The organism is Blastococcus sp. PRF04-17, assembly GCF_023016265.1.
GTDB lineage: Bacteria > Actinomycetota > Actinomycetes > Mycobacteriales > Geodermatophilaceae > Blastococcus_B.
The window spans coordinates 784,512-809,825 of record NZ_CP095412.1 but is presented as its reverse complement, the minus strand read 5'-3'; the positions used below and the strand labels follow the sequence as shown (position 1 = coordinate 809,825).

25 protein-coding genes and 4 pseudogenes are annotated in these 25,314 nt (G+C 74.0%); 21 read left to right on the top strand and 8 right to left on the bottom strand.

What is annotated here, in order from left to right; translation table 11 throughout:
* Positions 1-121: 121 nt before the first annotated feature.
* Together MVA48_RS04135 and MVA48_RS04130 are read left to right on the top strand one after the other, a co-directional pair.
* Positions 122-1,063: a phosphoglycerate dehydrogenase gene (locus MVA48_RS04135; protein WP_246986110.1), complete on the top strand. Its 942-nt coding sequence runs from the start codon at positions 122-124 to the stop codon at positions 1,061-1,063.
* 84 nt (positions 1,064-1,147) lie between these two features.
* Positions 1,148-2,023, top strand: coding sequence for an alpha/beta fold hydrolase (locus MVA48_RS04130; protein ID WP_246986108.1), 876 nt, complete (start codon positions 1,148-1,150; stop codon positions 2,021-2,023).
* A gap of 12 nt (positions 2,024-2,035) precedes the next feature.
* On the opposite strand, the gene MVA48_RS04125 is transcribed toward MVA48_RS04130, so the two are convergent.
* From MVA48_RS04125 to MVA48_RS04115, 3 genes and pseudogenes are all read right to left on the bottom strand, one after another.
* The gene (locus MVA48_RS04125) at positions 2,036-2,677 is read right to left on the bottom strand and encodes a cyclodeaminase/cyclohydrolase family protein (protein WP_246986106.1); all 642 of its coding nucleotides are present in this window, start codon (positions 2,675-2,677) and stop codon (positions 2,036-2,038) included.
* 10 nt (positions 2,678-2,687) lie between these two features.
* On the bottom strand, positions 2,688-3,263 hold the full coding sequence (locus MVA48_RS04120; RefSeq protein ID WP_246989066.1) for an aminotransferase class IV: 576 nt from the start codon (positions 3,261-3,263) through the stop codon (positions 2,688-2,690).
* Between the two features lie 140 nt (positions 3,264-3,403).
* Positions 3,404-4,516, bottom strand: a pseudogene (locus MVA48_RS04115) (chorismate-binding protein); the annotation flags it as partial.
* Between MVA48_RS04115 and lhgO the strand changes: the two are divergent.
* From lhgO to MVA48_RS04035, 15 genes and pseudogenes are all read left to right on the top strand, one after another.
* Complete coding sequence (gene lhgO, locus MVA48_RS04110) at positions 4,509-5,699, top strand: L-2-hydroxyglutarate oxidase (protein ID WP_246986104.1); 1,191 nt, start codon at positions 4,509-4,511, stop codon at positions 5,697-5,699. The pseudogene MVA48_RS04115 and the gene lhgO sit on opposite strands and share 8 nt — an antisense overlap.
* 31 nt (positions 5,700-5,730) lie before the next feature.
* Positions 5,731-6,231, top strand: coding sequence for a DUF2243 domain-containing protein (locus MVA48_RS04105; RefSeq protein ID WP_246986102.1), 501 nt, complete (start codon positions 5,731-5,733; stop codon positions 6,229-6,231).
* A gap of 25 nt (positions 6,232-6,256) precedes the next feature.
* Entirely contained in the window at positions 6,257-6,517 is a 261-nt protein-coding gene (locus MVA48_RS04100; RefSeq protein ID WP_371821191.1) for a DUF1918 domain-containing protein, read from the top strand.
* A gap of 7 nt (positions 6,518-6,524) precedes the next feature.
* Positions 6,525-8,603 (top strand): elongation factor G-like protein EF-G2, encoded by a 2,079-nt coding sequence (locus MVA48_RS04095; protein ID WP_246986097.1) that lies wholly within the window; start codon positions 6,525-6,527, stop codon positions 8,601-8,603.
* 128 nt (positions 8,604-8,731) lie between these two features.
* The gene (locus MVA48_RS04090) at positions 8,732-9,415 is read left to right on the top strand and encodes a CDP-alcohol phosphatidyltransferase family protein (RefSeq protein WP_246986095.1); all 684 of its coding nucleotides are present in this window, start codon (positions 8,732-8,734) and stop codon (positions 9,413-9,415) included.
* A 99-nt stretch (positions 9,416-9,514) separates the two neighbouring features.
* Positions 9,515-10,297, top strand: a complete 783-nt coding sequence (locus MVA48_RS04085) for a DUF881 domain-containing protein (RefSeq protein WP_246986093.1) — start codon at positions 9,515-9,517, stop codon at positions 10,295-10,297.
* Positions 10,294-10,626: a small basic family protein gene (locus MVA48_RS04080; protein WP_246986091.1), complete on the top strand. Its 333-nt coding sequence runs from the start codon at positions 10,294-10,296 to the stop codon at positions 10,624-10,626. The genes MVA48_RS04085 and MVA48_RS04080 overlap by 4 nt, the downstream gene beginning before the upstream one ends.
* Positions 10,623-11,351, top strand: coding sequence for a DUF881 domain-containing protein (locus tag MVA48_RS04075; protein ID WP_246986089.1), 729 nt, complete (start codon positions 10,623-10,625; stop codon positions 11,349-11,351). Before MVA48_RS04080 ends, MVA48_RS04075 begins: the two co-directional genes overlap by 4 nt.
* Positions 11,352-11,392: 41 nt before the next feature.
* Positions 11,393-11,809: a glycine cleavage system protein GcvH gene (gene gcvH, locus MVA48_RS04070; RefSeq protein ID WP_246986087.1), complete on the top strand. Its 417-nt coding sequence runs from the start codon at positions 11,393-11,395 to the stop codon at positions 11,807-11,809.
* Positions 11,810-12,064: 255 nt separating this feature from the next.
* Positions 12,065-12,562, top strand: a pseudogene (odhI, locus tag MVA48_RS04065) (oxoglutarate dehydrogenase inhibitor Odhl); the annotation flags it as partial.
* A gap of 22 nt (positions 12,563-12,584) precedes the next feature.
* Positions 12,585-13,325: a transcriptional regulator FtsR gene (gene ftsR, locus MVA48_RS04060; RefSeq protein ID WP_246986085.1), complete on the top strand. Its 741-nt coding sequence runs from the start codon at positions 12,585-12,587 to the stop codon at positions 13,323-13,325.
* Positions 13,326-13,394: 69 nt separating this feature from the next.
* Positions 13,395-13,882, top strand: a pseudogene (locus MVA48_RS04050) (bifunctional nuclease family protein).
* Between the two features lie 248 nt (positions 13,883-14,130).
* Positions 14,131-14,700 carry a MerR family transcriptional regulator gene (locus tag MVA48_RS04045; RefSeq protein WP_256461119.1) on the top strand — a complete coding sequence of 190 codons (570 nt, stop codon included), beginning with the start codon at positions 14,131-14,133 and terminating at the stop codon, positions 14,698-14,700.
* Positions 14,701-14,871: 171 nt separating this feature from the next.
* Positions 14,872-17,886 carry an aminomethyl-transferring glycine dehydrogenase gene (gcvP, locus tag MVA48_RS04040; protein ID WP_246986081.1) on the top strand — a complete coding sequence of 1,005 codons (3,015 nt, stop codon included), beginning with the start codon at positions 14,872-14,874 and terminating at the stop codon, positions 17,884-17,886.
* A 79-nt stretch (positions 17,887-17,965) separates the two neighbouring features.
* Positions 17,966-18,556, top strand: a complete 591-nt coding sequence (locus tag MVA48_RS04035) for a DinB family protein (protein ID WP_246986079.1) — start codon at positions 17,966-17,968, stop codon at positions 18,554-18,556.
* Here MVA48_RS04035 and MVA48_RS04030 read toward each other — a convergent pair.
* Positions 18,553-18,744, bottom strand: coding sequence for a DUF5999 family protein (locus MVA48_RS04030; protein WP_246986077.1), 192 nt, complete (start codon positions 18,742-18,744; stop codon positions 18,553-18,555). The genes MVA48_RS04035 and MVA48_RS04030 overlap by 4 nt on opposite strands.
* Before the next feature lie 210 nt (positions 18,745-18,954).
* On the bottom strand, positions 18,955-19,908 hold the full coding sequence (gene coaA, locus MVA48_RS04025) for a type I pantothenate kinase (RefSeq protein ID WP_246986075.1): 954 nt from the start codon (positions 19,906-19,908) through the stop codon (positions 18,955-18,957).
* 121 nt (positions 19,909-20,029) lie between these two features.
* Between coaA and MVA48_RS04020 the strand changes: the two genes are divergently transcribed.
* Entirely contained in the window at positions 20,030-20,569 is a 540-nt protein-coding gene (locus tag MVA48_RS04020) for a hypothetical protein (protein ID WP_246986073.1), read from the top strand.
* The gene (locus MVA48_RS04015; protein ID WP_246986071.1) at positions 20,458-20,853 is read left to right on the top strand and encodes a GNAT family N-acetyltransferase; all 396 of its coding nucleotides are present in this window, start codon (positions 20,458-20,460) and stop codon (positions 20,851-20,853) included. Before MVA48_RS04020 ends, MVA48_RS04015 begins: the two co-directional genes overlap by 112 nt.
* A gap of 20 nt (positions 20,854-20,873) precedes the next feature.
* Here MVA48_RS04015 and MVA48_RS04010 read toward each other — a convergent pair whose 3' ends face one another.
* From MVA48_RS04010 to MVA48_RS04000, 3 genes are all read right to left on the bottom strand, one after another.
* Positions 20,874-21,365, bottom strand: a complete 492-nt coding sequence (locus tag MVA48_RS04010; RefSeq protein ID WP_246986069.1) for a serine hydrolase — start codon at positions 21,363-21,365, stop codon at positions 20,874-20,876.
* Entirely contained in the window at positions 21,362-21,757 is a 396-nt protein-coding gene (locus tag MVA48_RS04005; protein WP_246986067.1) for a hypothetical protein, read from the bottom strand. The genes MVA48_RS04010 and MVA48_RS04005 overlap by 4 nt, the downstream gene beginning before the upstream one ends.
* Positions 21,758-21,849: 92 nt before the next feature.
* Positions 21,850-22,452 (bottom strand): YbhB/YbcL family Raf kinase inhibitor-like protein, encoded by a 603-nt coding sequence (locus tag MVA48_RS04000; RefSeq protein ID WP_246986065.1) that lies wholly within the window; start codon positions 22,450-22,452, stop codon positions 21,850-21,852.
* A 111-nt stretch (positions 22,453-22,563) separates the two neighbouring features.
* Here MVA48_RS04000 and MVA48_RS03995 point away from each other — a divergent pair, with 111 nt between their 5' ends.
* Positions 22,564-23,307, top strand: a complete 744-nt coding sequence (locus MVA48_RS03995; protein WP_246986063.1) for an HAD family hydrolase — start codon at positions 22,564-22,566, stop codon at positions 23,305-23,307.
* Positions 23,304-25,291 (top strand): annotated as a pseudogene (locus tag MVA48_RS23960) (glycoside hydrolase family 65 protein); the annotation flags it as partial. The gene MVA48_RS03995 and the pseudogene MVA48_RS23960, both read left to right, overlap by 4 nt.
* Between the last annotated feature and the right edge of the window lie 23 nt (positions 25,292-25,314).

The following is a 25,314-nucleotide window of genomic DNA, read 5'->3' as shown; positions in this document are numbered from 1 at the left end:
ACGAGCGCAGTCTGCTGCTGCCGGTCGAGGCCCGCCATCGGCCTGCACGACGGGGGCCACGCGGGCATGCTGAGGCTTCCTCCGTCCCGCCCCACCCGTCCGCCCGGAGGCGACCGCCGCGGTGAAGCTGCTGCTCCCGGACTCCATGCCGCTGCACCCCGCCCTGCCCGACGGGGTCGAGGCGCACGGCTACGACGCGTCGCGCCCGCTGCCGGACGAGCACCTGGACGCCGAGGCACTGGTGGTCTGGGGCAGTTCACCCGAGCACCTCGCGGCCGTCGCCGGCCGGATGCCGCGGTTGCGCTGGGTGCAGACACTGGCCGCGGGACCGGACGCGGTCCTGGCCGCCGGGTTCCCGGACGACGTCCTCGTCACCTCCGGTTCCGGCCTGCACGACCGACCCGTCGCCGAGCACGCACTCGCCCTGGTCCTCGCGCTGGTCCGCCGCCTGCCCGCCGCACAGGTGGCCCAGGCCGAGCACCGCTGGGCCGACGAGCTCGGCGGTCTGCAGCCGCTGCACCCGACCGGCGCGGTGACCACCTTGCTCGGCGCCCGAGTCCTGGTGTGGGGCTTCGGGCGGATCGGGCAGACGCTGGCGCCGATGCTGCGCGCACTCGGCGCCGACGTGCGCGGTGTCGGGCGCAGCGCGGGGGACCGGTCGGGGTTCCCCGTCGTCACCGAGGACGAGCTGGAGGCCGAGCTCGGGCGGGCCGACGTCCTCGTCATGATCCTGCCCTCGACCGCGTCGACCGCCGAGGCGCTGGACGCCCGCCGGCTCGCCGCGCTGCCACGCCACGCCCACGTCGTCAACGTCGGGCGCGGTTCCACCGTCGACGAGGCGGCGCTGGTCGCGGCACTGGTGGACGGCGGCATCGCCGGCGCCGCCCTCGACGTCACGGCCGTCGAGCCGCTGCCCCCGGACTCGGCGCTGTGGGGCGCACCCAACCTGCTGCTCACGCCGCACGCCGCCGGCGGCCGGCCGGTCGGCGCCGACGACCTCATCGCGACCAACGCCGCCGCTCTGCTGGCGGGCGAGCAGCTGAGGAACGTGGTGGAACGCTGACGACGACCGGCCGCCCGACCACGCGCACATCGCAGGTCGCCGACCCCACCACCGTCGAGCGGCGGGGCGTCGTAGGGTGCCGCCATGTCGCCGCAGGTGCTGGAAGTCCCCTCCGCGCACGGTGTCCCGCTCACGGCCTACCGCTGGGATCCGGCCGGCCCGGCGCGCGGCATCGTGCAGCTCACCCACGGCATGGGGGAGCACCTGCTCCGCTACGAGCCGCTGGCCGACGACCTGACACGAGCCGGCTTCGTCGTGGTGGGGCAGGACCACCGCGGGCATGGGGCGACCGCCACCGACGGCGCGTGGGGCAGCCTGGGACCGGGCGGATGGGACGAGCTGGTCCGCGACATCGGCCGGCTCCGCGACCGCATCCAGGGCGAGGTCCCCGGACTGCCGCTGGTCCTGCTCGGCCACAGCATGGGCTCGTTCGCGGCGCAGCAGTACGTGCTCGACCACGGCGACGAGCTGGCCGGTCTGGTGCTCAGCGGCACCGCGGCGCTCGACCTCCTGGAACCCGCGCTCGACCTCGACTCGCCGATGGACCTCTCGGCGTTCAACGCGCCGTTCGCGCCCGCCCGGACCGACTACGACTGGCTCTCCCGCGACCCGGCCCAGGTGGATCGCTACGTCGCCGACGAACGGTGCGGGTTCGGGCTGACCGCCGCCGACGGGAAGCAGATGTTCGTCTCGGCGCGGCAGCTCGCCGACCCGGACCGGCTGGCGGGCCTGCCCGCCGGCCTTCCCGTCTACGTCGCCGTGGGGGACCAGGACCCGGTCAACGGTCAGCTCGCGCTGGTCCACGGGCTGGTCCAGCGGCTGCGGGACGCCGGCCTCGCCGACGTCACCCTGCAGGTGTACGAGGGCGCCCGGCACGAGGTCTTCAACGAGACCAACCGCGACGAGGTCGTCGCCGACCTGCTCGCCTGGCTCGACCGGGTGGTCGCGCTCCGCGGGTGAGTCGGCGGCCGGTCAGGCGCGCAGTCGCGCGCGGACGTCGGCCTCGACGCCGTCGGCCCGGCGCGCCAGGTCGTCCACGGAGTCGGTCGCCGTCCGGAGCTCCCGGCGGGCCCGCTCGTCGGAGATGCCGGGCAGGTTCGTCTCCACGGCCAGTCGCGCGGTCCCCGCGGCGGCGCGGGCCGCGGCGGTCGCCGCCGCGACGTCGCTGACCAGGTTCGGATTCGCGATCGGGAGGATCCGCTCGGCCAGGTCGACCAGCCGCGCGGCGGAGCCGATCACGGCCCGTGGCGGCCCGGCCGCGTCGAGCTGCGCCGCGCTCAGCGAGCGGCGGCGCCGCTCCTGTTCCCCGGGCGACTCCCGCGGCAGCTTCATGGCGTCGGCCACCGCCCCGAAGGCCCGCTCGTCGGCAGCCGCCGCGGCCAGGCAGGCGTCCCGCTCGGCGTCGGCGGCCGCCACGATCGCGCGAACGGTGTCGGCGTGCTCCTCCGCCGTGGTGAACCGGCCGACCATCGCGAGGAGCGAGGCGCCGAGCGCCGCTTCGACCGCGGCGGTCGCGCCGGCGCCCGGGGCCGGCATGCGGGCCGCCAGCTGCCCGAGGAACTCCCCGAGAGGCTGGCGGTCCAGCTCCCCGGCGTCGTCGCCCCGGTCCTGCACCCGGACCTCCCTACGATCGCGCGCCGGTCGGCGCGTGCCTGGGAGCCAGCATGGCGGGTCGCCACCCGCGCAGCGAGCTCACCAGGGCCACCGCCTCCGCGGCGCCGAGGTCGGCCGGGGTCAGCACGCGCTCGGTCAGCGCGCCAACCTCCAGCAGGCGGCCGCGCTCGATGCCGGGCAGGCAGCCCGACGAGGTGGGCGGGGTCCACCAGCGGCCGTCGATGCGCACCGCGAGGTTGGCGATCGTGGTCTCGGTGACCTCCCCGCGCTCGTTCACGAGCACGACGTCATCGGCATCCGGGTGACGCGCGGCGCGGGTCGAGTACACCGACCGGCGCGTGGTCTTGTGCACCAGCCACGGGCTGGCCGAGTCGACCGGGTCGTCGTCCACCGCGAGGACGACGGGGCGCTCCGGCGGCGGCGGGAGCTCGCCGACGTCGACCGTGGCCGCGCCGGAGCGGGCCAGACGGACCCGCACCCGGGCCGGCCCGACGACACCGGCGACCGCGTCCTGCACCGCCGCACGGAGGTGCTCGGGGTCGCACGCGAAGCCGAAGTACGCCGCCGAGTCGGTGAGCCGCGCCAGGTGGCGGTCGAGGTTGACCGGCCCTCGTCCCGGACGGAGCGCGAGCGTCTCCAGCAGCTCGTGCTCCCCGGGGGCCGGGTCAGCACCGCCGCCTTCGTCAGCAGCTCGGCGCGCTCGGCGGCGGCGTCGGAGTCCCAGGTGATGCCGCCGCCCGCGCCGTACACGGCCGTTCCCGTCGCGCGGTCGACCACGGCCGTGCGGATCGCGACGGCGAAGCGCGCCCGGAAGCTCGTCCCGGGCGCCACCAGACCCACCGCGCCGCAGTAGACGCCCCGCGGACCGCCTTCCAGGTCCCGGATCACCCGCATGCTGCTCGCCTTCGGTGCACCGGTGACCGAGCCGCAGGGGAACAGCGCCCGGAAGATGTCGACCAGCCCGCACTCCGGCCGCAGGTCTGCAGTCACCTCCGAGGTGAGCTGCCAGACGGTCGGGTACCGCTCGAGCGCGAACAGGGCGGGCACCTCGACGCTGCCCACGGCGGCCACCTTGGCGAGGTCGTTGCGCAGCAGGTCGACGATCATCAGGTTCTCCGCCCGTTCCTTCGGGCTCTCCAGGAGCCGGCGGGCGACGACGGCGTCCTCGGCGGTGGTGCGGCCACGGGCCGTGGTGCCCTTCATCGGCCGCGTGCGCAGCCGGTCGCCGGACCACTCGAAGAACAGCTCCGGGCTGGCGCCGGCGATCACGTGCCGGCCGATGTCCAGATAGGCGTTGTGCGCGCCGCGCTGGGCCAGCGACAGCGCGGTGTACAGCCCGAGCGGATCGCCGTCGACCGTCGCGCGCAGCCGGTCGGTCAGGTTGCACTGGTAGGTGACGCCGGCCGCGATCAGCTCACGGACCCGGCTCACGGCCCGTGCGTGCTGCTCGGCGGTCCACGCGGGCGTCCAGGCGGACGCGGGCCCGGCGGCGTCGGCCGCCGCGACCGGGCGGACCTCTCGTGGGCGGTCGCAGAGCCCGAACCATGCCAGGGGAGGGTCGCCTGCCGCCGGTGGGGCCACCGTCAGCGCGGGATCGAAGCCGGGCGCGGCCTCGTAGGAGACGAACCCGTACGCCCAGTCGCCGGCCGCCGTGGCCCGGTCGACCTCGGCGAGGACCGGGACGACGTCCTCCCGGCGGTCCGCGACGAGAACCCGGTGCGGGGGCGGGCAGAGCAGCCCACGGCCGGCGACCAGGTCGTCGAACCGCGCCCAGGGCTTCCGCACGGGGTCGATGCTGGCATCGACCGGGAGCCGCCCCGACGATGGGTGAGTGCGCATCGGGATCGTCGGCGCCGGCATCGTCGGCCTCGCGGTGGCTCGCAGCCTCGCCCAGCTCCGCCCCGACGCGCGGGTGACCGTGGTGGACAAGGAGGACGAGGTCGCCGCCCACCAGACGGGGCACAACAGCGGCGTCGTCCACGCCGGTCTGTACTACCCGCCGGGGTCGCTCAAGGCCGAGCTGTGCACCCGGGGCCGGCTGCTGCTGCGCGAGTTCTGCGCCCAGCACGGCCTCGCCTACGACGAGTGCGGCAAGCTCGTCGTCGCCCGCCGGGACGACGAGCTGCCCGCACTGCGTGAGATCGAACGCCGGGCGACCGCGAACGGTGTGCCGGGACTCCGCAGGCTGACCTCCGGCGAGCTGACGGAGATCGAGCCGGCGGCGACGGGGAGCGCGGCGCTGCACTCGCCGCGCACCGCCGTCGTCGACTTCTCGGCCGTCGCCCGCGCCCTCGCCCGGGACCTGCGCGAGGGCGGCCACGAGATCCTCCTCGGGTTCCGGATGACCAGGCTGCGCCGCCAGGGAGGGGGCGTGGTGGTCCGTGCCGCGGAGCGGGAACTCGGCGTGGACCGGCTGGTCGTCTGCGCCGGCCTCCAGTCCGACCGCGTCGCCCGGCTGGCCGGTGACCAGGACGAGCCGGCGATCGTGCCCTTCCGCGGCGAGTACTACCGCCTGGTTCCCGAACGCGAGCACCTCGTGCGTGGCCTGATCTACCCGGTGCCCGACCCGCGGTACCCGTTCCTCGGCGTGCACTTCACCCGGCGCGTCGGCGGGGGCGTCGACATCGGGCCGAACGCCGTCCTCGCGCTGGCCCGGGAGGGCTACCGATGGCGGGACGTCGACCTCCGCGACCTGCGCGAGGCGCTCGGTTGGCCGGGCACGCGCGCCATGGCACGGCGGCACTGGCGGACCGGTCTCGGCGAGCTCCGCGGCTCGCTGTCCCGGTCGGCCTTCCTCTCCTCCGCACGCGAGTTCGTGCCGTCCCTCCGCGACTCCGACGTCCGGCGGGCGCCGTCGGGCGTCCGGGCGCAGGCGGTCGACCGCGACGGCACGCTGGTCGACGACTTCCGCATCCACCGGATCGGGCCCGTCGTGACGGTGCGCAACGCGCCCTCGCCGGCCGCCACGTCGGCGCTGGCCATCGGCCGGCACGTCGCCGCCCGGGTTCTGGAATCCGGGTGAGCGGTGCGGCCACGGCGGGTAGTGCGGCCACGTGACGACGTCCCGGCACCGGCCGCCGCCGCGGACCTCGGGGCTGCTCCTCGGGCTCGGGCTGGGCGGCTTCGTCGACGGGATCGTGCTGCACCAGATCCTGCAGTGGCACCACATGGTCAGCGCCCGCACGTCTCCCACCACGCTCGCGGGCCTGGAGCTCAACACGGTCGCCGACGGCTTCTTCCACGCGGCGACGTGGGTGCTCGTGGTGGCCGCGTCGCTGACCTCGATCGCCGCCTGGCGGCAGGGGCGACTCGCCCCGAACTACCGCTTCCACCTGGGGCTGGTGCTGGTCGGGTGGGGCCTGTTCAACCTCGTCGAGGGCCTGGTCAACCACCAGCTCCTCGGCGTCCACCACGTGCGGGACGACCTCGGCGCGCCGCTGAGCTGGGATCTGGGCTTCCTCCTCTCGGGCGTCGTCCTGGTGGCGGTGGGCTGGTGGGTGCACCGTCAGGGGGCGCGCCGGCTGCTCGCGCGGGCACATCCGCAGGCCCCTTGATCGCGCCCGCCGCGGCGGGCAGGCTGTGAGGTACACCACACACGCACAACACACAGCCCACACACAGAGCAGCCGCCTGGAGGCCGCCGTGGAAGCGCATTTCGGGGATCGGATCGTCGTCCGTTCGACACACCAGGGTGAAGCCGATCGCACCGGTGAGGTCATCGAGTGCCACGAGCCCGGCGGAGGTCCGCCCTACCGGGTGCGGTGGGAGGACGGGCACGAGGGGCTGTTCTTCCCCCAGGGCACCGCCAGCGTGGTCCGCGCAGAGACCACCCGGGGCTGAGCGCCCGATGGCGAAGGACAGCGGCACCGCGCCGGCACCCCGCGCGGCGGCGAAAGTCCGGAACGTGGCCCTGGTCGGTCACGCGGGCGCGGGGAAGACCACCCTCGCCGAGGCCCTGCTGGTGGCCGCCGGGGCGCTGCCGCGCGCGGGGCGGGTGGAGGACGGCACCACGTGCCTCGACAACGAGGAGGTGGAAATCCGCCAGCAGCGCTCCGTGTCGCTCGGCGTGGCGAGCATCGAGCACGCCGGGCACAAGATCAACCTGCTCGACACCCCCGGGTCGCCCGACTTCGTCGGGGAGTTGCGCGCAGGACTGAGGGCCGCTGATGCGGCCCTCTTCGTCGTCTCGGCCGTGAACGGCGTCGACGCCTCGACCGTCCAGCTCTGGGAGGAGTGCGCGGCCGTCGGCATGCCGCGGGCGGTGGTCGTCACCCAGCTGGACAAGGCCCGCGCCGACGTCGACGAGACGGTCCGCATGTGCCAGTCGATGCTGGGGGAGGGGGTGCACCGCCTGCACCTCGTGCAGCGCGGGTCCGACGGATCGGTCACCGGGCTCGTGTCACTTCTCGAGCCGCACCCCGACTCGGCGACCGGGATCCCCGACGCCGACCGCCTCCGGGCCGAGCTGATCGAGGGGATCATCGGCGAGAGCGAGGACGAGACGCTCATGGACCGGTACCTGGCCGGGGACGAGCTCGCCGTCGCCGACCTCATCGCCGACCTCGAGACGGCGGTCGCGCGCGGACACTTCCACCCGATCCTCACCGTGGCGCCGCTCACCGGGGTGGGCGTCGCGGAGCTGCTCGACCTCCTCGTCCCGGCGTTCCCCTGCCCGATGGAGCACGGCTGCCCGTCGGCCACCCGGCCGGACGGCGGCTCACCGTCCTCGCTGGACTGCGACCCCGACGGCCCGCTCGTCGCCGAGGTCGTGAAGACGACCACGGACCCCTACCTGGGCCGCGTCTCCCTGGTGCGCGTCTTCTCCGGGACCCTGCGACCGGACATGCCGATCCACGTCTCCGGGCACGGCATGGCCGAGCGTGGCCACCCCGACCACGACGTCGACGAGCGCATCGGTGCGGTGTCCGCGCCGCTCGGGGGGACCCTCCGTACCGTCGCGGCGTGCCCGGCCGGGGACATCTGCGCGGTGGCGCGCCTGGCCAGCGCCGAGACCGGTGACACCCTGTCCTCGCCGGACGACCCGCGGCTCGTCGCGCCCTGGGAACTGCCGACGCCACAGCTGCCGGTCGCGGTCGAGGCCGCGTCGCGGGCCGACGAGGACCGGCTGGCCACGGCGCTGGCCCGGCTGGTGGCCGAGGACCCGACGGTCCGTCTCGAACGCCGCCAGGACACCGGCCAGCTCCTGCTCTGGTGCGTCGGCGAGGCGCACGCCGAGGTGCTCCTCGAACGGCTGCGGACCCGGCACGGGGTCGCGGTGAGCACGGTGCCCGTGCGCGTGCCGATGGTCGAGACGCTGGCGGGCGCCACGCGGGTCACCGGACGGCACGTCAAGCAGTCCGGTGGTCACGGCCAGTACGCCGTCGTGGTGGTCGACGCCGAACCGGGTCCGCCCGGCTCGGGCATCGTCTTCGAGCAGCGGATCGTCGGCGGCACGGTGCCCAGCCAGTTCCACGGCAGCGTCGAGAAGGGGATCCGCAGCCAGGCCGAGCGGGGGATCAGCGGCGACCGGCCGCTGGTCGACGTCCACGTCACCCTCGTCGACGGCAAGGCGCACTCGGTCGACTCCTCCGACGCCGCGTTCCAGGCCGCCGGCGCGCTGGCGCTGCGCGAGGCCGCGGCGGCGGCCGGCACCAAGGTCCTCGAGCCCTGGTGCGAGGTCGAGGTCGTCGTCCCCGGTGAGTACGTCGGCGCGGTGATGAGCGACCTGTCCGCCCGCCGGGCGCGGGTCACCGGCAGCGAGGCCGACCCGGCCCGAGACCGCACGACGGTGCGCGCCGAGGTGCCGGAGGTCGAGCTGCTGACCTATCCCGGCGTCCTCCGCTCGGTCACGCACGGGACCGGCAGCTTCGACCGGCGACCGCTGGGCTACGAACCCGCCCCGGCCAACCTGGCGGTGTCCGCGTAACGCCCTGCCTGGCCGTTCCCGCGCCAGGCCCCGTCCAGAGGCTCGCCACGAGCCTGGGAGTGGCGAGGACGACAGGGTCCTTCTACTAGCCTCACGGTGAGCGGGCTGTCGTGCGGGGTGGAGGAGCAGTGACGTCGTCGAACGGTCCGTCGGCGGCTGCCTTCCCCGGCGGCCACCCCGGCGATCCGGTGCCCGGGGTCCACGGCTCGCCGCCGGTCACCGACCGGGAGACGTTGCCGGACCGCATCTGGACCTGGCCCAACGCCATCTCCGTGCTCCGGCTGCTCGGCGTCCCGTTGTTCCTCTGGCTGCTCCTGGTGCCCGAGGCCGACGGCTGGGCGGTCGTCGTCCTCATGATCTCCGGGGTGACCGACTGGCTCGACGGGAAGCTCGCCAGGTGGCTGGACCAGAGCAGCCGGCTGGGCGCGCTCCTGGATCCGGCGGCCGACCGCCTCTACATCGTCAGCACGCTGATCGCGCTGTCGCTGCGCGAGATCGTGCCGGTCTGGGTGGTGGCGCTGCTGGTCGGGCGCGAGTTCGTCCTCGGCGGCATGCTGCTGATCCTGCGGCACTACGGTTATCCACCGCTGCAGGTGCACTACCTCGGCAAGGCGGCGACGCTGCTGCTGCTGTACGCGTTCCCGGGTCTGCTGCTGGCCGACGGCGACAGCTGGTTCGCCACCGTCATCGAGCCGTTCGCGTGGGCCTTCACCATCTGGGGGACGGTCCTCTACGTGCTGGCCGGCCTGTTCTACGTCATCCAGGTGGCGGGCATCGTCCGCGCCGAGCGGGCCGCCCGGACGACGACGTGAGCCGGCCGTCATGAGTACCGCCCTGCGCGGGGCAGCCCCCGGTCGCTCGGTGCCTCGCTGCTCGACGCCGTCCTCGCCGAGACGCTCGACCCCGCGTACGTGCAGGCCGCCGAGGCGAAGGCGGCGCGCGGTGGGACCCCGGGGCCGCGCTGGCGGGGCCGAGCCCTGGTGGCCGCGACCATGGCGTTCGCCGGGCTGCTCGCGGCGGTCACCTACGACCAGGCGGCGGCCACGGCGGCAGGGCGCGAGGAGGTGCGCGCGGCGCTCGTCGACGACATCCAGAAGGAGTCGGCGCTCAGCGACGACCTGGCCGCCCAGCTCGAGGGGCTGCGGGCCGAGGTGGCCAGCAGCCGTGCCGAGCTGCTCGCCGCCAGCGCCGTCGGGCAGGAGGCGCTGGACCGGCTCACGGTCGCCGAGCAGTCGGCCGCAGCCGTCCGCGTGACCGGCCCCGGCATGCTGGTGACGCTCGCGAACGCCGATCCGAAGGCCGACGACGACCCGGTCGGCGGTGACGCCGAGGTGGATCCCCGGGGACGCGTCCAGGACGGCGATCTGCAGCTGGTGGTCAATGCCCTGTGGGCCGCCGGCGCCGAGGCGATCAGCATCAACGGCCAGCGCCTCGGGCCGACCACCGCCATCCGCTTCGCCGGGGAGGCGGTGCTCGTCGACTTCCGTCCGGTGTCCAACCCGTACGAGGTCAGCGCCATCGGCGATCCCGAGACCCTGTCCCGGGAATTCCTCACCAGCACCGAGGTGATCGCCCTGGCCGAGCTCTCGGCGTCCCTCGGGCTTCGTTTCGACTTCTCCCGGGAGGAGGAGCTGACCCTGCCCGCCGCGAACATCCCGGAGCTGCGCAACGCCCGACCGGAGGCCGACCAGTGATCCCCATCCTCGGGCTGGCCGCCGGCGTGCTGCTCGGCCTGATCTTCGACCCGACCGTCCCGCTGTGGCTGCAGCCCTACCTGCCCATCGCGGTCGTGGCCGCGCTCGACGCCGTGTTCGGCGGGTTCCGTGCCCAGCTCGACGGCATCTTCGACGCCAAGGTGTTCGTCATCTCGTTCGTCTCGAACGTCGTCGTCGCCGGTCTCATCGTGTTCCTCGGCGACCAGCTCGGCGTGGGCGCCCAGCTGTCCACCGCCGTCGTGGTGGTGCTCGGCATCCGCATCTTCGGCAACGCCGCGGCGATCCGCAGGCACGTGTTCCGGGCATGACCGACGCCTCCGCCGATCCGGCCCCGGCCGCGCCGCGCCGGCGGCTGGGCCGCGACCCGCTGGCGGCCGCGCTGATCGCCGTCCTGACGCTGGTTCTCGGCTTCGCCCTGGCGGTCCAGGTCCGCAGCGTCGGGGACGACGAGGGTCTGGCCGCGGCCCGCGAGGAGGACCTGGTGCGCATCCTCGACGAGCTCAACGCCCGCGAGGCGCGGCTGCGGCAGCAGATCGCCGACCAGCGTGCCGAGCTGCGGCGACTCTCGGGCTCCGACGGCCGCTCGTCGACCGCGCTGGAGGCGGCGCGCAGCCAGACCGAGGCGATCGGCATCCTCACCGGCACCGTGGCGGCCGAGGGCCCGGGCCTGGTGCTGACCATCCGCGACCCCCGGGGCGAGGTGCGGGTCACGGACCTGGTCGACACGATCCAGGAGCTGCGCGGTGCGGGCGCGGAGACGATGCAGATCGACGGGGTGCGCGTGGGCCTGTCCACGGCCGTCACCGGCAGCGCCGGCGCGCTCGAGGTCGACGGGCAGCCCATCACCGCCCCGTACGAGTTCGTCGTCATCGGCTCGCCGCAGAACATGGCGACGGCGATGAACATCCCGGGCGGCGTGGTCCCGCACATCACCGGCCGCGGCGGAACGGTCACCATCGACCAGTTCGACCGCGTGGTCGTGGACGCGTTGCGGCCCCTCGACCGGCCTCAATACGCTTCGCCCGACGAGTAGCTCGTCGGCTCCCGCCCACCACCCCAGGAGACGATCGCCGCATGGCCACGCCTGACGACCGCCGCTACACCGACCAGCACGAGTGGGCGCTGGTGCAGGGCACGGACGGGACCGGTTCGGAGGCCAGGACGGTCGTCCGCGTCGGGATCACCGACCACGCGCAGGACGCGCTGGGCGACATCGTGTTCGTGCAGCTGCCATCCGTCGGCGACGAGGTCGCCCTTGGCACCCCCATCGGCGAGGTCGAGTCGACCAAGTCGGTCTCGGACGTCTATGCGCCGGTGGCCGGCGTCGTCGCAGCCGTGAACGAGAAGCTCGCCGAGGCCCCTGAGACGATCAACGGCGACCCGTACGGCGAGGGCTGGCTGGTCGACATCAGCGTGGCGGCCGACGGCGGCGATCCGACCGGCGCGCTGCTCGACGCCGACGCCTACCAGGCCCTGGTCGACGCGTCGTGACGGGGCGCCGTCGGTTCCGTCGGTGCACCCGTCACTATGATCTCGCTGGGGTGCCGGACCCGCGGTGACCAGCGCGGTTCCACACCCTGTACGTCCGGTTGACCCTCGGGCCGACCGACTGGTTCCATGACCCACGGCCCGCCGTCCCGCCTGCGGCGGCCGACCCATGCCGGACCGTCCGGTCCGGCGTCTGCCGGCCGCACGCGGCCCGTCCCGAGGGCCGCGGCGGGGCCCCTCGCACCGGAGGAGACAGACGTGCACTGCACTCGATGTGGCCACGAGAACCCCGAGGGCAGTCGTTTCTGCGCCCAGTGCGGCTCGGCCCTCTCGCAGGAGCGGGTCGGCGAATCGACCAGCGTCATCCCCAAGGTCGGCGGCGACGACACCGGCGACCAGCCCGAGCTGGCGGAGCCGGCCGACGCGCACGCGGGCGCGGTCGAGTCCCTCCCGGCCGGCTCGGCGCTGCTGGTCGTCAAGCGCGGGCCCAACGCGGGCAGCCGCTTCCTGCTCGACCAGGACGTCACGACGGCGGGTCGGCATCCCGACAGCGACATCTTCCTCGACGACGTCACCGTCAGCCGGCGGCACGTCGAGTTCCACCGCGAGGGCGGCGGGTTCTCCGTGCACGACGTCGGCAGCCTCAACGGCACCTACGTCAACCGCGAGCCGGTCGACGTCGCGACGCTCGCCGGGGGTGACGAGGTGCAGATCGGCAAGTTCCGCCTCGTCTACCTGACCGGTCCCCGCACCGGCGAGCGGCCGCCCGCTAGTGACCGTGCCCGGGCGCGAACGTGCGCTCGGGGACGCCGCCCCCGACCAGCGCACACCTCGCCTGACCATCGGCGAGGTGCTGGCTGTTCTTCGCGACGACTTCCCCGACGTGACGATCAGCAAGATCCGCTACCTCGAGTCCGAGGACCTGGTGCACCCGCAGCGCACGCCGTCGGGGTACCGCAAGTTCTCGCAGGCCGACGTCAGCCGGCTGCGCTACGTGCTGGCCGCGCAGCTGGACCACTACCTGCCGCTGCGGGTGATCAAGGAGCACCTGGAGGCCCTCGACCGGGGCGAGCCGCTGCCCGGGCAGGCCGGCGGGCCCGGACCGGTGCCGCCCCTGTCGGCATCGGACGAGGCCGGAGCCGGCGACCTCCCGCCCCTGACGCCCGAGCAGTTCGCCCGCGCCGCGGGGCTGGAGCCCGACCAGCTGGCCGACTGCGTCCAGTTCGGCCTGCTGGCCACCGACGCCGACGGGCGGCACCCGGCGGCCGATCTGCCGGTGGCCCGCGCCGCCGCGGGGCTGGCGCGGCACGGGATCGAGCCGCGGCACCTGCGGGCCTACCGCAGTGGCGTCGAGCGGGAGGCGGGGCTGGTCGAGCAGCTGGTCGCACCGGTCCTCCGGGCTCGCTCGGAGGAGGCGCGGGCGCGGGCCGCGGAGAAGCTGCGGGAGCTCGCGGCTCTGTCCGCGCAGCTGCACACCGCGTTGCTGGAGGCGCGCCTGCGCGACCTCCTGCGCCCCTGACCCGGCGTACCGTGAACGACGAACGAACACCCGCAGTCCGAACCGCGCGCAGCCCGAGGGAGCAGCACCGTGCAGGAGCTTCGAGTCGTCGGTGTCCGGGTCGAACTGCCCGGGAACCAGCCGATCCTGCTGCTCAAGGAGACGCAGGGGGAGCGGTACCTGCCCATCTGGATCGGCGCCGTCGAGGCGGCCGCCATCGCGTTCGAGCAGCAGGGCGTCCGGCGGCTCGCCCGATGACCCACGACCTGCTCCGCGAGGTCGTGCGCGCCCTGGGCGCCACCCTCGAGGCCGTCAACATCACCGAGATGCGCGACGGCATCTACATCGCCGAGCTCGTCTTCGGCGACGAGCGCGTGGTCAGCGCGCGCCCGTCGGACGCCGTGGCGCTGGCGGTCCGGACCGGCGCCCCGATCTACGGCGCGGACGACCTGCTCGACGAGGTCGGCATCGAGATCCCCGACGAGCAGGAGGACGAGGTCGAGAAGTTCCGGGAGTTCCTGGACCAGATCTCGCCCGAGGACTTCGGGGCCGGCTCCGGTTCCGGCGGGGCAGCCTAGGACCGCGGCTCGACCTCGGCGCGAGGAGCGCATCCTGCTGACATCGGCAGGGGGCGCCGGTGGCTCCACTCGAAATGATGAGCGGGACGACACGCCGCCCGGCTCAGTTGACCGGCTCCCTGGCCCGGCTTACGGTCGGCGAACAACAACGGTGTGACACCTGAGGTCAGTGGGTGCAAGACCCGGTCAGGTGCCCAGCCGTCGACCCGCGTCGCGCGAGCGGAACGGGACCAGAGGAGGACGCTGACGTGAGCGACCAGAGCAATGGCTCCCAGGGTCAGCTCTTCAGCGACGCCGCTGTCGGAGCCCCCGCCTACGACGAGGTCGACACCGACCTCGTCGGCTACCGGGGTCCGACGGCGTGTGCCGCGGCGGGCATCACCTACCGGCAGCTCGACTACTGGGCACGCACCGGCCTGGTCGCCCCGTCCGTGCGCTCGGCCACCGGCTCGGGGACCCAGCGGCTGTACTCGTTCCGCGACATCCTGGTGCTGAAGGTCGTCAAGCGGCTGCTCGACACCGGCGTCTCGCTGCAGAACATCCGCAAGGCGGTCGACCACCTGCGCAACCGCGGCATCAAGGACCTGGCCAACGTCACGCTCTTCTCCGACGGCGCCACCGTCTACGAGTGCACCTCGGCGGAGGAGGTCGTCGACCTGCTGGCCGGCGGTCAGGGCGTCTTCGGGATCGCCGTCTCCGGTGCCCTGCGGGAGCTCTCCGGCGAACTCGCCGAGCTGCCCGCCGAGCGCCTCGACGGGGCGCCGCTGCACACCGCGGACGACGAGCTCTCGGCGCGCCGCCGGCGCCGCGCCATGTGACCTGTCCATGTGATTCGTCGTCCTCCGGACGACACCGCGGCCAGGTGCCGTACCCCCATGAGCTGAGCCCTGCCGTCCCACCTCTCGGGACCCGCGCACGGTCACGTCTCATCCGTCTCGGCTCTTCATCCAGCCACAGGAGAGCTGCGCTCCGCTGGTAGCGTCGCAGCAATGGTCGACGGTTCCGAGACCCTTCCGCCGCTGGCCGGGTCGCTGCCCTCCCTGAAGGCCCTGGACCCCGCCGGATCCTTCGCCGCACGGCACATCGGGCCCCGCCCCGGCGACGCCGCGGAGATGCTGGCCGCCGTGGGCTTCGACTCGCTGGAGTCGCTGGTCGACGCCTGCGTGCCCGAGGGCGTGCGGGACCGCACGCCGCTGGCCCTGCCCGCCGCACAGGACGAGGCCGCGGTGCTGACCGCGCTGCGGGAACGCGCGGACGCCAACGAGGTCTACACCTCGATGATCGGGTTGGGGTACTACGGCACCTTCACCCCTCCGGTCATCCAGCGCACCGTCCTCGAGAACCCCGCCTGGTACACGGCCTACACGCCGTACCAGCCCGAGATCAGCCAGGGCCGGCTCGAGGCACTGATCAACTTCCAGACGATGGTCGCCGACCTCACCGGTCTCGACGTCGCCGGCGCCTCGATGCTCGACGAGGCGACCGCCGCGGCCGAGGCCATGACCCTGGTCCGCCGGGCCGGCCGGGCACACGTCGACGCGGTCTTCGTCGTCGACGCCGACACCCTGCCGCAGACCCTGGCCGTGCTGCGGACCCGTGCCGAGCCCCTCGGCATCACCCTGCACGTCGCCGACCTGGCGGACGGCTGGCCCACCGACCTGCCCGAGGCCGGGGCCTTCGGCGTCCTGTTGTCCTACCCGGGCGCGAGCGGCGCGGTCCGCGACCACCGCGCGCTCGCCGAGGCCGCGCACGCGGCCGGCGCCTCCGTCGTCGTGGCCGCCGACCTGCTCGCGCTCACCCTGCTCGAAGCGCCGGGTGCGTGGGGCGCCGACGTCGCCTGTGGCACCACCCAGCGCTTCGGCGTCCCCATGGGCTACGGCGGCCCGCACGCCGGCTATCTCTCGGTGCGCGAGGGCCTGGCCCGGCAGCTGCCCGGCCGCCTGGTGGGGGTGTCGGTCGACGCCGACGGCGACGTCGCCTACCGCCTGGCTCTGCAGACCCGCGAGCAGCACATCCGCCGCGAGAAGGCGACCAGCAACATCTGCACCGCGCAGGTGCTGCTCGCGGTGATGGCCGGCGCGTACGCCGTGTACCACGGGCCCGAGGGGTTGGCGGCCATCGCGGCGCGGGTCCACCGCAGCGCCCAGACGCTGGCCGCCTGGCTCACCGCGGCCGGCCTCGACCTGGTCCACGAGGCGTACTTCGACACGATCGAGGTTCGGGTGCCCGGCCGGGCCGCCGGGATCGTCGCCGCGGCGGCCGACTACCGCGTCAACCTGCGCCTGGTGGACGACGACACGGTCGCCGTCGCCTGCGACGAGACCACGACGCCGGAGATCCTGCGCGCGGTGGCGGAGTCGTTCGGCGTGGCTGCCGGCGCGCCGGCCGGCGACGGCGCGGACGCCCTGCCGGCGCAGCTGCGGCGCCGCACGCCGTACCTGACCCACCCGGTGTTCAGCGCGCACCGGTCCGAGACCGCGATGCTGCGCTACCTGCGGTCGCTGTCGGACAAGGACCTCGCGCTGGACCGCACGATGATCCCGCTCGGCTCCTGCACGATGAAGCTGAACGCGGCCACCGAGATGGCCGCGATCACGTGGCCCGAGTTCGCGAACCTGCACCCCTTCGCGCCGGCCGGTCAGGCGCGGGGCTACCGGCAGCTGATCGACGAGCTGTGCGACGCGCTCGCCGAGGTGACGGGGTACGCGAAGGTCAGCGTCCAGCCCAACGCCGGCTCGCAGGGCGAGTTCGCGGGCCTCATGGCGATCCGCGGCTACCACCACGCGCGCGGCGACGTGCAGCGCGACGTCTGCCTGATCCCGAGCTCGGCGCACGGCACCAATGCCGCCAGCGCGGTCATGGCCGGCATGCGCGTGGTCGTGGTGGCGTGCGACGAGGCCGGCAACGTCGACCTCGCCGACCTGCGGGCCAAGGTCGAGCAGCACGCGGACCGGCTGGCGGCGATCATGCTGACCTACCCCTCGACGCACGGCGTCTTCGAGACCGACATCCAGGAGATCTGCGGCGCGGTGCACGACGCCGGCGGCCAGGTCTACGTCGACGGGGCGAACCTCAACGCGATGGTGGGGCTGGCCAAGCCGGGGCGGTTCGGCTCCGACGTCAGTCACCTCAACCTGCACAAGACCTTCTGCATCCCGCACGGCGGCGGCGGCCCGGGGGTCGGGCCGATCGGCGTCCGGGAGCACCTGGTGCCGTTCCTGCCGGGACACCCGCTGGTCGACACCGGCGCCGAGGGGCCGGCCGTCTCCGGCGCGCCGTTCGGCTCCGCCGGCATCCTGCCGATCTCGTGGGCCTACATCCGGCTGATGGGGCCCGACGGCCTCCTGGCCGCGACCGAGCACGCCGTCCTGGGCGCCAACTACCTGGCCACGCGGCTGCGCGAGCACTTCCCGGTGCTCTACACCGGCGCGGGCGGACTGGTCGCCCACGAGTGCATCCTCGACATCCGGCCGCTCACCAAGGCCACCGGCGTCACCAACGACGACATCGCGAAGCGGCTGATCGACTTCGGGTTCCACGCGCCGACGATGAGCTTCCCGGTCGCCGGGACGCTGATGGTCGAGCCGACCGAGAGCGAGGACAAGGCCGAGCTCGACCGCTTCGTCGAGGCGATGGTGACCATCCGCGCGGAGATCGAGAAGGTCGCCACCGGCGAGTTCGACCGGACCGACAACCCGCTGCGCAACGCGCCGCACACCCTCGCCATGCTGGCGGGGGAGTGGGACCGGCCCTACCCGCGGACGACGGCGGTGTACCCGGTCCGCGCACTCCAGGGGCGGAGCTACCTCAGCCCGGTCCGGCGGATCGACCAGGCCTACGGCGACCGCAACCTCGTCTGCGCCTGCCCGCCGCCCGAGGCGTTCGCCGACCACGACTTCGGCACCGGCTCGACGCACGGGGGCAACGGGCACGTCCCGGAGCGCGGCGCCGGGGCTCCGGACGACCTGGGGACGACGGCCGACGTGGTGGGCGCGCCGGCGTAGTGGAAGGACCCCGTCCCTCTCGTCGCTCGCAAGCTCGCGCGAGCCTCCGGACGGGGCCACGGGTGGCAGGGTGACCGGCGTGACGACACCAGCGCTCGGCGACGTCCTGCACCGCTACCTGCAGGCGGGGCGTGATGCCCTGCTCTGGAAGCTCGACGGGCTGGAGGAGTACGACGTCCGGCGGCCGATGACGCCGACCGGCACGAACCTGCTCGGCCTGCTCAAGCACCTGGCCTACGTGGAGATGGGGTACTTCGGGCCCACTTTCCGGCGGCCGGTTCCGGAGGTCGAGCCGTGGCTGGCCGACGACGTCGAGTGGAACTCCGACATGTGGGCCACGGCCGACGAGCCCCGCGAGGAGATCGTCGCGCTGTACCGGCGCGCGTGGGCGGTGACCGACGCGACGGTGGCGGCGCTGCCGCTCGACGCGCCGGGCGAGGTCTCCTGGTGGCACCCCGACCGGAGGGCGGTGACGCTGCAGCAGGTGCTGGTGCACGTCATCGCCGAGACCCACCGGCACGCCGGGCACGCCGACATCGTGCGCGAGCAGATCGACGGGTCAGCCGGGCTGGGCGCCGGCAACGACAACCTCCCGCCCGACACCGACGAGCGGTGGTGGGCCGGGTACCGCGAACGGCTGGAGGCCGCCGCGCGGCAGGCGGCTGGTTAGGCGGGGGCCAGCCAGACGTGGTGATCGGGGACGGCACGGCCGTCGGGCAGCAGTGCGCCGTCGTCGTCGAACAGGACGACGCCGTTGCACAGCAGGCGCCAGCCCTGCTCGGGGTGGCTGCTCACGACCACGGCGAGGTCGCGCGCCTCGCTGTCGACGTCGGGGCAGGGCGTTACGTGCTGACACATGGCGGTTCCCAATCCGTCGGTATCCCGGCAGCCGCCGAGAATTACGTACCGTGCTCGTCCGTTTACCGTTCGACAATTCTGCGCCCGGGCTGAAGCGGGAAGTGGTGATGCAGGTCACCAGATCACCCCAACGGGTCGTCAGGTGCTGCCGAGGCGCCCGGGCGCCGCGCGCCGTCCCCCAGGTGGGCGCGGCGTGTCGGTCCGTCCGGTTCAGAGCTTGCGGAGCAGGACCCGCTTGACGGAATGATCCGCGGCCTTCTGGAGCACCAGCCGGGCACGCGACCGGGTGGGGGCGATGTTGCTCCGCAGGTTGGGCCCGTTGACCGCGATCCAGATGCCGAGCGCGGTCTCCCGCGCCTGGTCGTCGCTGAGATCGGCGAAGCGGTGGAAGTAGGCGGTGGTGTCGCGGAACGCCGTCCGCCGCAGGGCGAGGAAGCGCTCCACGTACCAGCGCTGGATGTCGGCCTCGGCGGCGTCGACGTACACCGAGAAGTCGAAGAAGTCGGACAGGAAGACCTCCGGCGTCGTCCCGTCGGCCCGGCGACCGGCCTGCAGGACGTTCAGGCCCTCCACCACGAGGATGTCCGGCCGGTCGACCGCCTGCCGGCGGTCGGGGACGATGTCGTAGGACTGGTGGTCGTAGACCGGGGCGAACACCTCCTCGCGCCCGGACTTCACGTCGGCGAGGAAGCGGACCAGGGCCCGCCGGTCGTAGCTCTCCGGGAAGCCTTTGCGGCCGAGCAGGCCGCGGGCCTCGAGCACGGCGTTGGGCAGGAGGAAGCCGTCGGTCGTCACGAGGTCGACCCGCGGCGAGCCCGGTCCCGCGGAGAGCAGCGTCTGGAGCAGGCGCGCGGTGGTGCTCTTCCCGACGGCCACGCTGCCGGCCACGGCGATCACGAAGGGCACCTTGGCGGTGGTGTCGCCGAGGAATTCGCTCTGCGCCGCCCAGAGGCGGCGGCTGGCGCCGACGTGCAGGCTGAGCAGCTCGGCCAGCGGCAGGTAGACCGTGGCCACCTCGTCGAGGTCGATGCGGTCACCGAGGGTGGCCAGCCGGTCGAGCTCGCTCGCGTCGAGCGGCAGCCGGGTGCCCTCCGCCAGCGCTCGCCACGAGTCGCGGTCGAACACCGCGTACGGCGAGAAGGAGGAGCGGGTACCGACCGTCACAGGCCCATCGTGCCGTTCCCCGCCCCCGCTGCGTTCGCTCGGGTCACCCGGCCGGGTGGGTACGGGCCGGTCGGCGCCCCGTGGGGCCGACGGTGGCGGGTGCCGCGTCTAGGGTCGGACCGTGCCGACCCGTCCCGGGCTGCTCGACTGCATCGAGCGCTACTTCGCCGCCGCGCCGCTCGGCGATGCCCGGATCGAGGCGGTCGGCGGGCTCGACGTGCCCATCGGTGACCCGGCGTGGCCCTATCCCGCCCGGCCACGACCCGGCGGTGGACCGGTGACCGCCGACGACGTCCGCACGGCGACGGCCCGGCAGACCGCGGCCGGCCTGCCGGCAGCGCTCGAGTGGGTGCCTGAGCGGTCGCCGACGACCGCGGCCGCGGCGCGGGCGGCCGGATTGACCGTCGAGGAGCTGCCGCTCCTGGTCGCCGTCGACCAGGTCGACCTGCTCCTGCCGGCCGGGGTGCGGCTCTACGTCGTCGGCGCCGACGACCCGGAGCTGCCGTACTACCAGCGTGTCGCCGCCACGGCGTTCGCGACGCCCGGGGAGTGGCCGACGACGACCCCGACCCGGTCGACGTGGCCCCGCTGGACACCTCCGCGGAGGCGGCGGCCCGGACCGCCGCCCTCCGGGAGCGGATCGCCTCCGGCCGGACGGTGATGATGGTGGCGGTCGAGAACGGCCGCCCGGTCGCCGTCGGCTCCCACCAACCCGTGGACATCGGCGACGCCGAGGTCAGTGAGGTGGTCGGGGTGGCGACGCTGCCGCGGCTGCGCGGGCGCGGGCTGGGCGCGGGCCTCACCTCCGCCCTCGTCGCCCACGCCCGGGAGACCGCCGACCTGGTGTTCCTGGCCGCGGGGGACGACGACGTCGCGCGCGTCTACGAGCGGGTCGGCTTCGCCTGGCTCGCCACCAGCGCGGTCGCTGACCTCCGTCCCGAATAGACCGGTCTCGCCGCCTCGGCTCAGGGACCACGGGGCGGCGGCACGGCCGTGGCCGCGGCCGCCGCGGTGAGCGCCGTTCGCGCCGCGCCGTACCCGACCGCCCGCGGCACCTCGCTGAGCAGTACGACCACCCGAGCCCCGACAACCCCCACCGAGTGCAGGTGGCGGCTGCCACCCACGCAGCACATCCAGCCCTGCTTGACCGCGCTCCCCGCCGGCGCCGTCCCGAACAGCCCGAACCGCTGGTCGAATCCGTCGGCCGCCCGCGCGGTGGCCTCGCGCATCCAGCCCAGCAGCGCGGCCGCGTCGTCCGGATGAGCCACGACCGGCAGCAGGCTCAGGAAGCGGGCCAGGTCCCGGGCGGTCGTGGTGGCCTGGCCCCACTGGCCAGGGATGGGTGGGGGCCCGGTGCCGGTCAGGCCGTAGCGCGCGGCGACGTCGCGCACCATGCGGTCGCCGTCGTAGCGCACCCACAGCGCGGAGGCTGCCGGGTCGTCCGAGCTGCGGATCATCTCCCGCAGCAGAGCGGGGTCGTCGGGGGCGAGCCGGAGCCCCCGGCGCGGGCGCGGTGCAGGACGTCCTCGGCGACGAACAGCTTGACCATGGACGCCGTCGGCAACGGCCGGCCGGCGACGGACCCGTTGTCCGCCGAGCCGCTCCCCGCCGCGATCCGACGGGTCTGGTAGCCGCGCAGCGGCAGCCCGGCGATCGGCCGCTGCTGCTTGGCCACGGCGATCGCCACCGTCCCGCCGGAACCGTAGGCCGAGGCGATGGCGGCGACCAGCTGCTGGGACCGGGTGCCCTGGGCGAGCGCCGGGCGCCCGCCGGCGAGCACCAGCTCGCCGACCAGCACCGCGAGGGCCAGCAGGGGCAACAGGCCGCGACGGCGGCCGGGGCGCGCCATGTCTCCATGGTGCTCCCGTGGGGCACAACTAGTTGACCTGTCAAGGACTCTCAGGTGTCGCCGCCCGAGGGTGGCCGTCCGGCGACGGAGGGTCAGTCCTCCTCGTAGCGGACGACCAGGGTGGCGCGGGCGAGCGTGTGGAAGAACAGGTTGAACCCGAGGACGGCGGGGGTGGTGTCCGCGTCGACGTCCAGCTTCTCGGTGTCGACCGCGTGCACCACGACGAAGTACCGGTGCTCGCCGTGGCCCGACGGGGGAGCGGCGCCCACGTAGCCGGCGAACCCGCCGTCGTTGCGCAGCTGGACCGCCCCCTCGGGCAGCTGCGGGGAGTCCTTGTCGCCGGCGCCGCTGGGCAGCTCGGTCACCGACGCCGGGAGGTTCGCGACCGCCCAGTGCCAGAACCCGCTCGCGGTGGGTGCGTCCGGGTCGAAGACGGTGACCGCGAAGCTCTTCGTGCCCTCCGGGAACCCCGACCACGACAGCTGGGGCGAGCGGTCCTCGCCGCCGGCGCCCATGACGCCGCTGACGTGGGGCATCGGGAGCGTCTGGCCCTCCACGCAGTCGTCGCTGGTGACCTGGAAGCTCGGCACCTGCGGCAGGAAGTCGTAGGGGTTCGGCGGCGTCGGCCGGTCGGCCATGGTGCCCTCCTCGTCGAGACTCTGCTGGAAGCCGTGCGGGGACGGATCGGGCCGCACGGGTGCGGCTCGACCCTAGGCAGGCCACACCCGCCCCGCCTGTCGGCAACTGACACACGGTGGCAGCCGCTCCGACACGTGCGGGGGCCCCCGCGCCGGTAGCGTCGCCCCGTGCCCAGCCCCGGCCTCGGTCTCCCGGATTCGATCCGTGCCTGCCTGTTCGACCTCGACGGCGTCCTGACGCGGACGGCGACCGTCCACTTCGCCGCGTGGAAGCGGACCTTCGACGAGTTCCTGCACCGGTATGCGCCGGGGCAGGCCGAGTTCAGCCAGCTCGACTACAACCGCTACGTCGACGGCAAGCACCGTGCCGACGGCGTCCGGGGCTTCCTGGCCAGCCGCGGGATCGAGCTGCCCGAGGGCGGTCCGGACGACGCCCCTGACGCGGCGACCGTCCACGCGATCGCGAGCCGCAAGAACGAGATGGTCCTGCGGGAGCTGGACGAGCACGGCGTCGAGATCTACCCCGGCTCGGTGAGCTATCTGCGGGCGGTCAAGGCGGCCGGCCTCGCCACCGCGGTCGTCACCGCCTCGGCCAACGGCGAGAAGGTGATCGCCGCGGGCGGTTTCGCCGACCTCATCGACGTCCGCGTCGACGGGCTGGTCGCCGCCCGCGACGGGCTGCGCGGCAAGCCCGAACCGGACACCTTCCTCGCCGGCGCGCGCCTGCTGGGCGTGGAGCCGTCGGCTGCGGTCGTATACGAGGACGCGATCTCCGGCGTGGAGGCCGGCCGGGCGGGCCGGTTCGGGTACGTCGTCGGTGTGGACCGCGTCGGGCAGACCGAGGCGCTGAGGGCAGCCGGTGCCGACGTCGTCGTCACCGACCTGGAGCAACTCATGGGGGAGCAGTCATGACCGAGGGGCGCGCCAGCTTCCCCATCGAGCCCTGGTCGCTGACCGAGGTCGGACTCGATCACGCGTCGCTGGCCGTGCACGAGTCGGTGTTCGCGCTGACCAACGGGCACATCGGCATGCGGGGGTCCTTCGAGGAGGGCGAACCGGTCGTCGTCCCCGGCACCTACCTCAACGGCTTCTTCGAGGAGCGGCCGCTGCCCTACGCCGAAGCCGGCTACGGCTTTCCCGAGCAGGGCCAGACCATGGTCAACGTCACCGACGGCAAGCTGATCCGGCTGCTGGTCAAGGACTCACCCCTCGACCTCGACTACGGCGAGATCATCGACCACACGCGCACGCTCGATCTGCGCGCCGGCGTCCTGCGCCGCTCGACCGAGTGGCGCTCGCCGGGTGGCCGCACGGTGCGCGTGACCAGCACGCGCCTGGTGTCCCTGGCGCGGCGGTCGATCGCGGCCATCGAGTACAAGGTCGAGGTCACCGACGACCTCGGCGACCTGTACGTCGCCCTCCAGTCGGACCTCCTGGCCAACGAGGACGTGCCGACCGACGACGACGACCCGCGCGCGGCGGCGGCCCTGGCCAAGCCACTGCAGTGCGAGTCGGCGGTCGCCAAGGGCCGCAAGGCGGTCCTGGTGCACCGCACGCGGCGCAGCCAGCTGCGCATGGCCGCGGGCATGGACCACGTCATCGAAATCCCGGACAGCAGCACCGAGGACATCGAGGCCGCCGGTGACCTGGCCCGCTACACCCTGGCCGCGCGCATCCCCGAGGGCGGCGTGCTGAAGCTGGTCAAGTTCCTCGCCTACGGCTGGTCGTCGCGCCGGTCGAGCCCGGCACTCCGGGACCAAGTCGAGGCCGCCCTCGCCACGGCGAAGCTGGCCGGCTGGGACCGCCTCGTGCGTGAGCAGCGGGAGGTGCTCGACCAGCACTGGGACGACGCCGACGTCGAGATCGAGGGGGACGACGAGCTGCAGCAGGCCGTGCGGGTGGGCATGTTCCACGTCCTCCAGGCGGGGCTGCGGGGCGAGCGCCAGCCGATCCCGGCCAAGGGGCTGACCGGCCCGGGCTACGACGGCCACACCTTCTGGGACACCGAGACCTACGTGCTGCCGGTGCTGACCTACACCGCACCGCACGCCGTCCGGGACGCGCTGCGCTGGCGGCACTCGACCCTCGAACTGGCCAGGGAGCGGGCGCGGGTGCTGGGCGGCGGGGCGCGGCGTTTCCGTGGCGGACGATCCGCGGCGAGGAGACGTCGGGGTACTGGCCCGCGGGGACGGCGGCCTTCCACATCAACGCCGACATCGCCGACGCCGTCGTCCGCTACCACAACGCCACGCTGGACGAGGACTTCGACCGCGATTTCGGCGCCGAGCTGCTCATCGAGACCGCGCGGCTGTGGGCCTCGCTCGGGCACTTCGACGTCGAGCACGGGTTCCGCATCGACGGGGTGACCGGGCCGGACGAGTACACGGCGGTGGTCGACAACAACGTCTACACCAACCTCATGGCGCAGCGGAACCTGCGGGAGGCAGCCGAGGCGGTGCGCCGCCAGCCCGACGTCGCCGGCCGGCTGGACGTGACCGACGACGAGGTCGAGACGTGGCTGCGGGCGGCATCCCTGATGGCGGTGCCCTACGACACCCAGCGCGGGGTGCACATGCAGTCCGACGGGTTCACCCACCACGAGGAGTGGGACTTCCAGAACACGCCCAAGGAGAACTATCCGCTGCTGCTGAACTACCCCTACTTCGAGATCTACCGCAAGCAGGTCATCAAGCAGGCCGACCTGGTGATGGCGCTGCACCTGCGCGGGGACGCGTTCACCCTCGAGGAGAAGATCGCCAACTTCGCCTACTACGAGGCGCGGACGACGCGGGACTCGTCCCTCTCGGCCAGCCAGCAGGCGGTGGTCGCGGCGGAGACCGGCCACCTCAACCTGGCCTACGACTACTGGGCCGAGGCGGCGCTCACCGACCTGCAGAACCTGCACCACAACTCCGGCCA